Raw genomic sequence first — 12,215 nt, 5'->3', positions numbered from 1 at the left:
CGATGGAGAGCGGCGGCACCTTCGGCGTGCATGACTACGTCACCGGCGCCTTCACCGACCTGGCCAGCATGTCCGGCATCCCCGGCGGCGCCGGCGTCTCGCTGGGCAGCCCCGCCCTGACCGCGGAATTCATCGCCGCTGCCCATGCGCCGGGGCTGGAGGTCCATGCCTGGACCTTCTCCACGATGGATCCGGATGGCGCGATGGCGCAGTACCTGGACCATATCGGCATGGGGCTGGACGGGATCTTCCCGAACCATCCCGATCTCGCCGCGGCCGCGGTCTGGCAATACGCGGCCATTCCGCTGCCCGCTGCCCTGCCGGCGCTGCTGGCCGGGCTCGGCCTGCTCGGCGCGCTGAGCGCCCGGCGCCTGGCAAGAACCGGCAGCGCCCGCAGGTGGCGCCGTCCCCACGCGGAGCGATCCGGTCGCCTGCGGCGTGCCGCCCGGAGGCATCACTGTTTCGTGATCGGCAGGACGGCAACGGTCCGCGCATCCCGCGCTGCGGGAACTGGCTTGGCGCGCCAGACGTAGTATGATCATGGCCATGTCGCTGCTTCGCACCGCGCTCATCCACCTGCTCCTGATCGCGCTCCTCCCCTGGGGCGCCTGGATGCATGCCGTCCGCGCCGCCGAGGCGGGGCCGCTCCGCGCCATCGTCGCGGAAGCCGTGGAGGCGCGTGCGCCGTCGGCACCCAAAAGCGCCTCGACCCTGACCCGCTGCCGGATTTCCGGGCTTCCCGGAACGGCCTGCAGCTTCGATCCCGGCCATCTGGCGCGGGATCCGGTCGCGGCAATGCCCGCGCTGCAGCTGCCGCGTCCCGATCCCGATCTGAGGCTCTGGGCAAAGCACGATCCCGCCGGGCTGCTCGACCCTCCGCGGCGTGGCTGATCCGCCGCATCACGACCATCAGATCAGTTCATGAGAGACCCCCAAATGCTCACCCGACGTACCTTCATCGCCACGGGCGCGGCCGCGAGTCTGTCCGCCTGCGCCCAGACCCAGCCCGTCCAGCCGATCGCCCAGTCACCGGAGTTCCGCGAGGCGACCCCCAAGCTTCCGGATTTCTACGGCCCCGTGGACGACAAGTTCTACATCCCGGCCGTGCCCGAGGGCGTGGTGCCCCAGCGGCTCTGGCGCCAGGTGGTGGCCAATCCCTTCCCGGAATACCAGCAGGGCACGATCGTCGTCGATCCGGATGCTGGCTACCTGCACCTGATCCAGGAAGACGGCAACGCGCTGCGCTACGGCGTCGGCACCGGCGCTGCGGGCCGCGAATGGGACGGCGACGCAGTGGTGCAGTTCACCCGCTCCTGGCCGCGCTGGACCCCGCCCGACACGCTGATCGCCCGCATGCCGAAATACGAGCCCTACTCCGCCGCGAACGGCGGCATGGACGGCGGCCCGGGCAACCCGCTGGGCGCGCGCGCGCTCTACCTGTTCCAGGACGGCAAGGACACGCTCTACCGCATCCATGGCGGCTGCGAACCGCAGTATCTGGGCAAGGCCGTGTCCTCGGGCTGCATCCGCATGCTCGACCAGGACGCAATCGACATCCAGACGCGCGTCTCGCCGCATGCCACCGTGGTGGTTCTGCCCTCCTACAAGACCGGCCTCGACGTCCCTGTCTACTGACCCGGCAGTCCCGCGCCCCGGCCCCGCGCCGGGGCCGGATCCCGGCCCGGCAGCTTGACAGGACCGGTTCCGCCGGAAAAGCTGGTGCGGAACCCTCAGCCGGACCGGACATCTCCAGGGACCTACATGCCGCGGAAATCCTCCCCATCCGAAACGGGGCCCACCCCGTGACCGGGCGCCGCGACGCGGCCCGCCAGGCCGCAGTTGGCGGGGCCTAGCTGCCATGGATGCCGGGACCTTCGTCACCGCCTTCACCACGCTCTTCGTGATGATCGACCCGATCGGCCTCGCGCCGATCTTCATCGCGCTGACCCAGGGCATGGACAAGCGCCACCGCATGCGCGTCGCCGCCCGCGCCTGCGCCATCGGCCTCGGCATCCTCGTGCTCTTCGCGCTGGTCGGCATGTCGATCCTGGAGGCCGTGGGCATCACCCTTCCGGCCTTCCGCATCGCGGGCGGGCTGCTGCTGTTCCTGATCGCCATGGAGATGCTGTTCGAGCGCCGCACCCGGCGCCGCGAGGACAAGGAGGAGGAGGCCCCCGACGACCCCTCCGTCTTTCCCATCGCCACGCCCTTCATCGCCGGGCCCGGCGCGCTGGCCGCGACGGTGCTGCTGACCAGCGGCGAGAATGCCAGCTGGGCGGTCACCCTGACCGTGCTCGCGGCGATGATCTCGGTCGTGGCCATCGTGCTGGCCTTCTTCTCCGTCGCCGGGCTGATCGAGCGGCTGCTCGGCCGCACCGGGATCATGGTCGTGTCTCGGCTGCTGGGCATGCTCCTGGCGGCGCTGTCGGTGCAGTTCGTGCTCGACGGGCTGGCCCTGGCGGGGATCGGCGCGCGGTACCTCGGCGGATGAGGCTCGCAGCCGCGCCCGCGCGTCCCCATATCAGCGGCAGCGCTGTGGAAGGATGCCCATGACCGAAGACCAGATTGCCCATCTCGCGAAGAAGCTGATCCTCCTCGCGGTGATCGGCGGCGCGCTGCTGTTCGCCTTCCGCGGCAAGATGCTGGCGGCGCTGCGCCAGGCGGTGATCTGGGGGCTGCTGTTCCTCGGCGTGACCGTGGGATACGCGCTCTGGCAGGACGTGCAGCACGGGCTGCCGCAGACCCAGTTCTTCACCTCGGTCGGCCAGGTCTCGGTGCCGCGCGGCCCGGACGGGCACTACCACCTGACGATGCAGGTGAACGGCACGCCGCTCAGCTTCATCGTCGATACCGGCGCCAGCGACATCGTGCTGAGCCTCGAGGACGCGCGCAAGATCGGCATGGACACGGACAGGCTCGCCTTCTTCGGCAACGCGCGCACGGCCAACGGCACGGTGGAGACCGCCAAGGTGGTGCTGAAGGAGGTAAAGATCGGCGACATCACCGACCGCAACGTGCCCGCGCGGGTCAATGCCGGCGAAATGACCGGATCGCTGCTGGGCATGCGCTATCTGGAAAGCTTCGCCGCCATCGAGATCCGCGACGGCCGCATGACGCTGACCCGCTAGCTGCCGCGGGGGGCGCCGGAACCGCAGGACGATGGTGGCGCCGTGCGGGCCGAAGGACGGAACTGCCCTAGAGCGGCAAATCCGCCGAGATGCACCTCTCCGGGAATATCCGCGCAAGCGGATGCGCCAAGGCGCATGACGCTGCGTCCGACAGGACCAGGGGAGCCTCCTGTCGGCAATCTCCCTGTCCAAATCGTCCGTCATGAACTGGGTCAGACATGGTCAGCTTGGAGTTCCGCCCGCCGCCGCAGCGCAAGCGGCATGAGTTGCAGCCCCTTCTTGCGCCAGGGCGTGCCGACAGGCGGAGATGCCGCCGCATTGCGCCACGGCCCCAAGGCGGGATCGGCAAAATTTTCCTCGGCTGCCCATAGCGTGTCGCATGTCCGGCGCGACGGACCGGACTAGGCGAACAGGGCATGACGGATCCGGAGCAGTTGCGCCACGACCATCCGGTTCTCGCCTGCTGCTGTCCCGGATGCGGGCATATTGGAGGACATTAGCTGAGCCGCAAGGATTGCTGCCCCGGCCGCGTCAGGCGTTGCCGCATTCCCATGGCAAATCTTCCCCTTGCCGGACCGCGAACGCGTCTTTGGCGCGGGGACATTCCGATGGCCCGCAAACCTTACCCCGTTGCGCCGGGCCGGGCGCAGGGGCAGCCGGAGATCGCGGATGACGGGCAGATCGTGGCGCTGCCGCAGCAGCGGAGCCCGTTCGCCATCACGCAGCAGCATTTCCCGGCTGCGCTGTCGCAGGGCGGCGGCTGGCCGCCGGCGGAGGGTCCGGTGGCCGGAACCGCCCCTGCCGAGGCCAGCAGCAGGGCGAGGGACAGGAAGGCAAGGGCATGGCGGATCATCGGCATCACCAGTTCGGCGGGAAATCGGAGTCGTAGTCGAAGGCCGCGGCCAGCAGAAGATGCACGAAGAAATCGCGGATCTGCGGCTGCTGGCGGCGCGGATAGTACTGCAGCAGCTGCTTGAGCTGCGGCATGTCGTTCGACACCACCTCGCGCAGCGCGTCGCGCCACAGGTAGTAGCCGACATGGTCCACGATCCGCCAGAACCGCCCGGTCCGGACGATCTGGGCGTCACGGGTGGAGGCGAAGGCGACGTTGCCGTAGCGCTCCAGGTACCGCTCCGAGAAGGACTCGTCGGCGTCCAGGCTCTCGTAGCCGTCTGTGAGGTCGTAGTAGAAGAGCGTGATCGACGAGGGCTTCTCGGGCGTGCCGGCACCGTCGCATTGCACCCGCGAGACGATGTCGAACACCCACAGCTTCTTCTCCTCTCCCTCCAGCGGGATCGGCTGCACGAAATAGGTGCTGTAGGCGAGGAAGACATTCTCCGGGATGGTCGCGGTGAAGCGGGTCGCCCTGGCCCGCGCCGCGTCCACCGAGAGCTTCAGCGCATCCAGCGGGATGACCTTGCCCAGGTCGAAGCCCGCCGCGCCGCCGAGCGTCAGGCTGTTGGTCTCCTCGATCTTCTGGCCGCAGCGCTTCTCGCTGCCCAGCTGCACCGTCAGGATCTGGCGCATCGTCTCGGCGACGTGCTCGGCCGACAGCGCCTCCGGATCGAAATCCTGGGTGCTCTCGCCGAAGCGCCGGTGGTACGACCCCCAGAGCCCGTCGCCGAAACGTTCCTCCGCCCAGGCGGTGTCGACCACCTTGAACCCGGCCAGCGAAGACACGCCGTCCTCCCCGGCGGCGATCTCGCTGCACAGCGACAGGTAGACGGCCACGTCCTGATGGCGGGTTCCGCCGGCCTTCCAGGGTGTGACCGGGAACGGCGTGCAGACATCCTTCATCGCGTTGCGTTGCGACGACTCGTCCTCGTAGCGCACCGCGGGCAGCAGCGGATCGCGGTAGAGCCTGGCGTATTCCGCCAGCGCCTTCTGCGCCTTGGGGTTCTGGCTGGCCGCCGAGGCATAGCCGCCGAGCGCCGAGATGTCGTAGCGGCAATTAGCCGAGGGACAGGCGATCTGCCGTCCGTCCGCCAGCGTCCAGGGGGCGAGATTGCCGCCGCAGGTATCCTCGTGGTTGCACATGAAGGCCTTGGCGGCGGAATCGGGCAGGATGTAGGTGGTGTTCTCCGCCATCTCGGTGATGTCCTCCAGCGGGAGGATCTTGCGGTGCCCGTATTCGGTCTCCACCAGGACCGGAGTGCCGCGGTGGTAGTTCGGCAGCTTGAGCTGGCGCAGCGGCTTCACCACCATGCCGATCGGATAGAATTCCTGCATCTCGTGGCCGAAGCGGCCGCAGGTCAGCCCGTCGAACTGGCCGAAGCGCGTGGTGAACCAGTACTTGCTGTCGCTGATCCGAGACGGCTGGGACGGGTCGTCGCGCCGGAAGAGATCGAAGAGCGCCGCGAAATTGACCGTCAGGATGCGCCCCTCGGCGCTTTCCTTTTCCTCGACCAGTTCGGCGCAATAGGTTTTCGCAGCGGCCGGAGTGCCCGCCGCCAGCAGTGAAGCCAGTCCTGCCGCCGCCAATGCGGCCCGGACCATCCGCTCCGGAAACACCATCGCCAAATCTCCGTCTCCGGAGACAAGCCGCGGAGGGCCCGTCCCGGACAAAAATAATTGACGTTAGGTTAACATCCGTCGGCGGGCATGGGAAGGCCATTTCCGCCGCGGCCCGGCAGGCTTGCTCAGCCCGCCGTGCTCATCTTGCGTTCCCAGCGGCCGTCATCCTGCGCCCAGTACTCGGCGACGGTGCCGGCGCCCGTCAACGCGCGCCACTGGGCGCGCGCGGCAGTCAGCTGCATGTCGTCATGGCCGTCGAAAAGGATGCAGACGCGCTCCATCCGCGCCGCCTCCTCCGCGGTGACCTCGGCCGCGTCGATCGCCATCAGGCAGGCGGTTCCCGGCCGCGCCTCGGAAGAGGTGGTCAGCAGCACCGGCTGGCGGGCGTCATGCGCCCCGCCCTCCAGCCCGTGCGGCAGGAAACCTTCCTCGGCGCCCAGCCAGAGCCGGTCGTCGAGCGTTTCCAGCCGCGCCCGGTCGCGGCCCCGCAAGTCGACCTGCCAGCCCGCCTCCAGAGACCGTTCCAAGAGCCGCGGCAGCGTGGCCTCGAGCGGCGTCCCGGTCAGGTGGTAGAACATGGCGCGGCCCACGCTATCAGGCCTCGAACCGGTCCCGGATCATCCGGTCGAGCGACAGCACGCCCCAGCCGGTGCAGCCCTTGGGCGAGAGCACGGAATCCGTCTTGATCGCCGCGACGCCGGCAATGTCGAGATGGATCCAGGGCGTCCCGTCCTTGACGAAGCGCTGCAGGAACTGCGCCGCGGTGATCGAGCCCGCCGGACGCCCCGCACTGTTCTTGATGTCGGCGATGGAGGACTTGATCATCCTGTCGTAGCCGGGCGCCAGCGGCATGCGCCAGGCGCCCTCGCCCTCGGCCTTCGCGGCCGCCAGGAAGTCCGCGGCGAAGGCGTCGTCATTGGAATAGGTCGCGGCCATCTCGTTGCCGAGCGCGACGATCGCCGCGCCGGTCAGGGTCGCCAGATCGACGATGGCGGCAGGCTTGTAGGTCTCCTGCGCGTACCACAGCACGTCGGCCAGCACGAGCCGCCCCTCGGCATCGGTGTTGTTGATCTCGACCGTGGTGCCCTGGGCCGAGGCCACGACATCGCCCGGCCGCGTCGCCATGTGCGAGGGCATGTTCTCCACCAGCCCGACGAAGCCGATCACGTTCGCCTTTGCCTTGCGCAGCGCCAGCGCCCGCATCACGCCGGAGACGACGCCCGCGCCGCCCATGTCCATGGTCATCTCTTCCATGCCCTGGGCGGGCTTGAGGCTGATGCCGCCGGTATCGAAGACCACGCCCTTGCCGACCAGCGCCAGCGGCGCCTCGCCGCCGCCGCCGTTCCAGCGCATCACCACGACGCGCGACGGGCTGGCCGAGCCCTGCCCGACCGCCAGCAGCAGCCGCATGCCGAGCTTCTCCATCGCCGCCTCGTCGAGGATGTCGATCTCCAGCCCGAGCTCTTCCATCGCCTCGAGCTGGGCGGCGAACTCCAGCGTGCCCAGGACGTTCGCCGGCGCCGAAGTCAGGTCGCGGGCGAAGAACACGCCCTCGCAGACCGCCGCCTGGTCCCCGGCCTCGGCGGCGACTTCCTCGGGCTTCGCGACCATCATGGTCACGTCGCCCTGCGCCTCGGCGGGCTTCGACCTCATGTCGCCATAGGCATAGGCGCGCAGCGCCAGGCCGAAGGCCAGCTCCGCGGCATTGCCGATCGGACCGGCCAGCACCAGCACCGGCTTCGTGCCCTTGGCGCGGGCGATCGCGGAACCGGCGGCGCGGGCATCGGCGACGCGCGGCTTGCGGCCGAGCTTGACCACCTGCACCGCATCCGCCGCCATGCCGGCCGGAAAGCCCATCTCCAGCGCCTCGGCGGTGCCGAGCGCCGCGAAGGCCGGGCTGGAGGCCGCCCGTTCGAGCGCGCCCTTGGTCAGCCGGTTGACCCGGCGCCCAAGCTGGTCCAGACGGCCGTCGGCGGTGACGAAGGTCACGACCCGCCCCTCGAAAGTGGCCAGAAGTTCCAGGTCGGGCTCGCGGAAATGGATGCTTGCAGGTGTCGTCATGTCACGTCCTTGGTCTGTCACGCGGACCCTAGCCCGGCCCGGAAGGATTGGCCAGTTAGGAGTTTTCCCCTCCCGGGCAATCCTATAGGGTGCGGGCAAAACGGAGAAACGAGGGCAGCGCATGGGACGGTTTGACAGATACCTGCTGTCACAGCTCATGCTCGTCTTCGGCTTCTTCGCGCTGGTGCTGGTGGGCGTCTACTGGATCAACCGCGCGGTCATCCTGATCGACCAGTTCATGGGCGCGGGCGGCTCCGGCATCCTGGTGCTGGAACTGACGCTGCTGACGCTGCCGACCCTGGTCAAGCTGGTGCTGCCGATCGCCGCCTTCCTGGCGGTGATCCAGGTGTGCAACCGGCTCTATTCCGAAAGCGAGCTGGTGGTCGTGCAGGCGACCGGATTCTCGGGCTTCCGCCTGGCGCGGCCGGTCCTGGTCTTCGGCTGCATCGCCGGGCTGCTGATCGGGGTGCTGGCGCATGTGCTGGTGCCGGTCTCGATGTCGCGTCTCAACGACAAGGAGGCGGCGCTGGCCGATGCGGCCTCGTCGCGGCTGCTGGTGCCCGGCACCTTCCAGCATCCGGTCAGCGGGGTGACGATCTACGTGCGCGAAATCGACGCCGAGGGCGTGATCCGCGGCCTGATGATCTCGGACCGGCGCGACCCCGAACAGGCGGTGACCTACACCGCCGAGCAGGCGCTGTTCCTGCGAGACGACACCGGGCCGAAGCTGGTCATGCTCGACGGCATGGCGCAGACGCTCGACATCGAGACGGAGCGGCTGGCGATCACCCGGTTCAGCGACTTCACCTTCGCCGTCGACGGGCTGGTCGGCGCGCCGTCCGAGCGCAGGCTCGATCCGCGCCAGGTCTCCACCCCGCGGCTGCTGGCGGCCTCCGAAAGGCTGCAGCAGCAGACCCGCCGCGACACCGCCTGGCTGCGCCGCGAGGCGCACATGCGCTTCGCCGAAAGCACGCTGACCCCGGCGCTCTGCGTCATGGGATTCTCGGCGCTGCTCCTGGGCACCTTCAGCCGGTTCGGGCTGTGGCGCCAGATCGTCCTGGCCGTCCTGCTGGTCGTGGTGGTCAAGGTCTTCGACAATGCCGCCGCCGACATCGCCAAGCGCGCGCCTGCCGCCTGGCCGGTGATCTATGCGCCCAGCCTGCTGGCCGGGGCGATCGCGGTGCTGCTGCTGTGGCTGGGCGGCGGGCGGCTGCATGCGCTGAGCCTCGCGCTGAAGCGGCGGAGGCGCGCGGCATGATCCTGCATTTCTATTTCGCGCGGAAATACCTGACGATCTTCTCGATGATCCTGGCAGGCTTCACCGTCTTCATCTGGCTCGTCGACCTGCTGGAGCACATCCGCCGCTACGACGCCTCTGACCTGGGCTTCCTGCGGCTGAGCTATCTCGCCGCGCTGCACCTGCCGGAAGTGCTCTACCAGGTTCTGACGCTGGTGGTGCTGCTGAGCACGGTGACGATGTTCATCACGCTGGCGCGCACCTCCGAGCTGGTGGTCACCCGCGCCACCGGGCGCTCGGCGCTGCGCAGCCTGATCTCGCCCGCGGCCACCGCCTTCGTGCTGGGCTGCCTCGTCGTCGCGCTGGCCAATCCGCTGGTCTCGGTCTCGTCGAAAGCCTACGAGCGCGAGATCAACCGCCAGGCTGGAAACGAGCGCGTGCTGTCGGTCTCCAAGGAGGGGCTGTGGCTGCGCCAGGGCGTGGACGACCGCCAGACCGCGATCCGCGCCACCCGCACCAACCTGGACGGCACCGTGCTCTACGACACGGTGTTCTACGGCTTCGACCGCGACGGCACGCCGGTCTACCGCATCAATGCCGCCGAGGCGGCGCTGACCGCGAAGGGCTGGGCGCTGAAGAACGCCAAGATCTGGGACCTCGACAATGACGAGATCCCCGAAGCCACGGCCGAGACCGCCGAGAGCTACCTGCTGCCCTCCGACCTGACGCCGGAGCAGATCCGCGACAGCTTCGGCACGCCGTCGTCGATCTCGATCTGGGCGCTGCCGGCCTTCATCCGCCAGCTGGAGGCGGCGGGCTTTTCGGCGCGCAACCACATCGTCTGGTTCCAGGCGGAGCTGGCGCGGCCGCTGAGCTTCGTCGCCATGGTCTTCATCGGCGCGGTCTTCACGCTGCGCCACACGCGGATGGGGCGCACGGGCCTGATGGTGCTGCTTGCGGTGCTGTCTGGCTTCCTCGTCTATTTCATCGCCAACCTGACCCAGCTGATGGGGCAGAACGGCCAGCTCCCGGCGGCGCTCGCCGTCTGGAGCCCCTCCATCGCGGCGATCTGCCTGGCCATCGCCGCGCTCCTGCATTTCGAGGACGGATGACCCCGACCCCTTCCCCCCGCCCCCGGAGCTTCCTCGCCGCCGCGCTCCTGGCCTTCTCCCTTGCCGCCGCGGCCCCCGCCGCCGCGCAGGAGGGCCCGGTGACCCTGGTGGCGGATTCCGTCGTCGTCGAGGACGGCAGCGTGCTGACCGCCGAAGGCTCGGTCGAGGTCTTCTCGGACGGCATCCGCATGACCGCCAGCCGCCTGACCTACGACCAGGAGGCGAACCGGCTGTCGGTCGAGGGACCGATCACGCTGAGCGACGGGCCCGGCACGCTGGTCATCGCCGATGCCGCCGACCTGTCGGCCGACCTGCGCGAGGGCATCGTCGAGGGCGTGCGGATCATCCTCGGCCAGCAGGTGCAGATCGCCGCCAGCTCGGCGCAGCGCCAGCAGGGCCGCTTCACCGACCTGCGCGACGGCATCGCCACCAGCTGCGAGATCTGCACCCCCGGCGAAACGCCGATGTGGCACATCCGGGCGCGGCGGGTGATCCATGACGAGGAGCGCAAGCGGATCTACTTCCAGCACGCGCAGTTCCGCATCTACGGCATTCCGGTGGCCTACCTGCCGGCGATCTCCACGCCCGAGCCGGGCGTCGAGCGCGCCCGCGGCTTCCTCGTGCCCTCGATCGAGAGCTCCAACCTCTACGGCAACGGCATCAAACTGCCCTATTTCGTGCCGCTGGGCGACCATGCCGACCTGACCTTCACGCCCTTCTACGCCACCGATTTCGGCGGCAAGGAGACCAAGACGCTGGAGGGCCGCTACCGCCAGGCCTTCGCCACGGGCGACATCCAGTTCGACGGCGCCGTCACCCAGGACACGATCGAGCCCGGCACCCGCGCCTACCTGTTCGGCACCGGCCAGTTCGACCTGCCCTGGCAGACGAAGCTGTCCTTCGGCGTCCAGCTCGTCACCGACGACACCTACCTGAACGACTACGACTACTCCGGCGCGGACCGGCTTAAGAACCGCCTGTCGTTGACCCGGATCGTCGGCGACAGCCGTGCCGAGGGCTCGGTCACGGTGTTCCATTCGCTGCGCGACGACGAGGACAACGACACCATCCCGACGCTGACCGGCAATGCCCGCTACGACCGCCGCTGGCAGGTCGACGGCGTGCCGGGCTATGTCGATTTCGCGCTGATCGGCCACGGCCACGAACGCACCTCCACCGAGGACATCGTCGGCCGCGACATGGCGCAGGGCCGCGCCTACCTGCGCTGGGGCAACGAGGCGACCTTCGGCCCCGGCATCCGGCTGGCCGCGGATGCCCGCGCCATCGGCGACGTCAAGCACATCATCCAGGACAGCCGCTACGAAAGCTACCAGGCGGCGCTGACCCCGGGCGCCTCGGTCACCGCCTCGCTGCCGATGAAGAAGGCCGGAAAGGATGGCGTGTCCTACCTGTTGGAGCCGATGGCCCAGGCGGTCTGGGTCGGTCCCTACGACATCGACAGCCCCAATGACGACAGCACCCAGCCGGCCTTCGACCTGGGCAACCTGATGGGCTACCAGCGCTTCCCCGGGCTCGACCGGGTCGAGGACGGGCTGCGCGCGAACCTGGCGCTGCGCTGGCAGCGCTACGCGCCGTCGGGCTGGACGCTGGGGCTGACCGGCGGCCGGGTGCTGCGCGCCCAGGCCGACGGCTCGTTCTCGCCGGGCACCGGGCTTGCCGGGACGCGGTCGGACTGGCTGACCCAGATCGACGTCGACTACGAGGCGCTGAAGCTGCGCAACCTGGCGCTGATCGCCGACAACGGCTCGGTCACGCTGAACGAGCTGCGGCTGGCCTACATCTCGACGAAATTCGACCTTGCCGCGGGCTATGTCTGGCAGATCGAGGACCCGGCGCTGAACCAGGACGAGGATCTGAGCGAGGCGACCTTCGACGGCACCTACCGGATCAGCGACGCCTGGGAGGCGCAGATGGATCTGCGCCGCGACCTGATCTCGTCGCGCACGACGCGCGCGGGCTTCGGTCTGACCTGGCGCAACGAATGCGTCAGGGTTGATCTTTCCGGCGCGCGGCGTTTTAGAAACAACGACGGCGCCGAACCGACCTATACCTACGGGCTGACCGTGTCGCTGACCGGGTTCGGCACGGGCGGGTCGGACAGCCGCCCCCGCACCGGCCGGTGTTCATGATGAGGACGAGCGT

The 12,215-nt window shown here is 69.1% G+C and carries 12 protein-coding genes; 8 read left to right on the top strand and 4 right to left on the bottom strand.

Translation table 11 applies throughout. The features are described from left to right. Window positions 1–2: 2 nt before the first annotated feature. The 5 genes from HCC78_RS10210 to HCC78_RS10190 all read left to right on the top strand — a co-directional run bounded on the left by HCC78_RS10210 (window position 3) and on the right by HCC78_RS10190 (window position 3,128). On the top strand, window positions 3–533 hold the full coding sequence (locus HCC78_RS10210) for a hypothetical protein (protein WP_172328668.1): 531 nt from the start codon (window positions 3–5) through the stop codon (window positions 531–533). A gap of 13 nt (window positions 534–546) precedes the next feature. Next, window positions 547–891 carry a hypothetical protein gene (locus HCC78_RS10205; RefSeq protein ID WP_172328667.1) on the top strand — a complete coding sequence of 115 codons (345 nt, stop codon included), beginning with the start codon at window positions 547–549 and terminating at the stop codon, window positions 889–891. A gap of 45 nt (window positions 892–936) precedes the next feature. Continuing rightward, window positions 937–1,635 carry a L,D-transpeptidase gene (locus tag HCC78_RS10200; RefSeq protein WP_172328666.1) on the top strand — a complete coding sequence of 233 codons (699 nt, stop codon included), beginning with the start codon at window positions 937–939 and terminating at the stop codon, window positions 1,633–1,635. A gap of 223 nt (window positions 1,636–1,858) precedes the next feature. Next, complete coding sequence (locus HCC78_RS10195; protein WP_172328665.1) at window positions 1,859–2,491, top strand: MarC family protein; 633 nt, start codon at window positions 1,859–1,861, stop codon at window positions 2,489–2,491. A gap of 58 nt (window positions 2,492–2,549) precedes the next feature. Next, entirely contained in the window at window positions 2,550–3,128 is a 579-nt protein-coding gene (locus tag HCC78_RS10190; RefSeq protein WP_172328664.1) for a TIGR02281 family clan AA aspartic protease, read from the top strand. A 622-nt stretch (window positions 3,129–3,750) separates the two neighbouring features. Here HCC78_RS10190 and HCC78_RS33155 read toward each other — a convergent pair. The 4 genes from HCC78_RS33155 to HCC78_RS10175 all read right to left on the bottom strand — a co-directional run bounded on the left by HCC78_RS33155 (window position 3,751) and on the right by HCC78_RS10175 (window position 7,703). Continuing rightward, window positions 3,751–3,981 carry a hypothetical protein gene (locus tag HCC78_RS33155; protein ID WP_216671103.1) on the bottom strand — a complete coding sequence of 77 codons (231 nt, stop codon included), beginning with the start codon at window positions 3,979–3,981 and terminating at the stop codon, window positions 3,751–3,753. 5 nt (window positions 3,982–3,986) lie between these two features. Continuing rightward, window positions 3,987–5,642: a hypothetical protein gene (locus HCC78_RS10185; protein WP_172328663.1), complete on the bottom strand. Its 1,656-nt coding sequence runs from the start codon at window positions 5,640–5,642 to the stop codon at window positions 3,987–3,989. A gap of 125 nt (window positions 5,643–5,767) precedes the next feature. After that, entirely contained in the window at window positions 5,768–6,232 is a 465-nt protein-coding gene (locus HCC78_RS10180; RefSeq protein ID WP_172328662.1) for a DNA polymerase III subunit chi, read from the bottom strand. 4 nt (window positions 6,233–6,236) lie between these two features. Then, a complete protein-coding gene (locus HCC78_RS10175) occupies window positions 6,237–7,703 on the bottom strand; it encodes a leucyl aminopeptidase (RefSeq protein ID WP_172328661.1) in 1,467 nt (488 codons plus the stop codon). Window positions 7,704–7,824: 121 nt separating this feature from the next. Between HCC78_RS10175 and lptF the strand changes: the two genes are divergently transcribed. Genes lptF through HCC78_RS10160 form a run of 3 tightly spaced genes read left to right on the top strand, consistent with a single transcriptional unit; the run spans window position 7,825 to window position 12,202 of the window. Next, window positions 7,825–8,961 carry an LPS export ABC transporter permease LptF gene (lptF, locus tag HCC78_RS10170; RefSeq protein ID WP_172328660.1) on the top strand — a complete coding sequence of 379 codons (1,137 nt, stop codon included), beginning with the start codon at window positions 7,825–7,827 and terminating at the stop codon, window positions 8,959–8,961. Beyond that, window positions 8,958–10,052: an LPS export ABC transporter permease LptG gene (gene lptG, locus HCC78_RS10165; RefSeq protein ID WP_172328659.1), complete on the top strand. Its 1,095-nt coding sequence runs from the start codon at window positions 8,958–8,960 to the stop codon at window positions 10,050–10,052. The genes lptF and lptG overlap by 4 nt, the downstream gene beginning before the upstream one ends. After that, the gene (locus tag HCC78_RS10160; protein WP_172328658.1) at window positions 10,049–12,202 is read left to right on the top strand and encodes an LPS-assembly protein LptD; all 2,154 of its coding nucleotides are present in this window, start codon (window positions 10,049–10,051) and stop codon (window positions 12,200–12,202) included. Before lptG ends, HCC78_RS10160 begins: the two co-directional genes overlap by 4 nt. Window positions 12,203–12,215 lie beyond the last annotated feature (13 nt).

The organism is Mangrovicoccus sp. HB161399 (assembly GCF_013184745.1).
In the GTDB taxonomy this organism is placed as follows: domain Bacteria; phylum Pseudomonadota; class Alphaproteobacteria; order Rhodobacterales; family Rhodobacteraceae; genus Mangrovicoccus.
The sequence above is the reverse complement of the archived record's forward strand: the minus strand, read 5'-3'. Positions and strand labels throughout refer to the sequence as shown.

Excerpts from the sequence above, each read along its gene's own strand:
- HCC78_RS10210 (WP_172328668.1), top strand. The coding sequence starts at position 3 with ATGGAGAGCGGCGGCACCTTCGGCGTGCATGACTACGTCACCGGCGCC.
- HCC78_RS10205 (WP_172328667.1), top strand. The coding sequence starts at position 547 with ATGTCGCTGCTTCGCACCGCGCTCATCCACCTGCTCCTGATCGCGCTC.
- HCC78_RS10200 (WP_172328666.1), top strand. The coding sequence starts at position 937 with ATGCTCACCCGACGTACCTTCATCGCCACGGGCGCGGCCGCGAGTCTG.
- HCC78_RS10195 (WP_172328665.1), top strand. The coding sequence starts at position 1,859 with ATGGATGCCGGGACCTTCGTCACCGCCTTCACCACGCTCTTCGTGATG.
- HCC78_RS10190 (WP_172328664.1), top strand. The coding sequence starts at position 2,550 with ATGACCGAAGACCAGATTGCCCATCTCGCGAAGAAGCTGATCCTCCTC.
- HCC78_RS33155 (WP_216671103.1), bottom strand. The coding sequence starts at position 3,981 with ATGATCCGCCATGCCCTTGCCTTCCTGTCCCTCGCCCTGCTGCTGGCC.
- HCC78_RS10185 (WP_172328663.1), bottom strand. The coding sequence starts at position 5,642 with ATGGTGTTTCCGGAGCGGATGGTCCGGGCCGCATTGGCGGCGGCAGGA.
- HCC78_RS10175 (WP_172328661.1), bottom strand. The coding sequence starts at position 7,703 with ATGACGACACCTGCAAGCATCCATTTCCGCGAGCCCGACCTGGAACTT.
- lptF (WP_172328660.1), top strand. The coding sequence starts at position 7,825 with ATGGGACGGTTTGACAGATACCTGCTGTCACAGCTCATGCTCGTCTTC.
- lptG (WP_172328659.1), top strand. The coding sequence starts at position 8,958 with ATGATCCTGCATTTCTATTTCGCGCGGAAATACCTGACGATCTTCTCG.
- HCC78_RS10160 (WP_172328658.1), top strand. The coding sequence starts at position 10,049 with ATGACCCCGACCCCTTCCCCCCGCCCCCGGAGCTTCCTCGCCGCCGCG.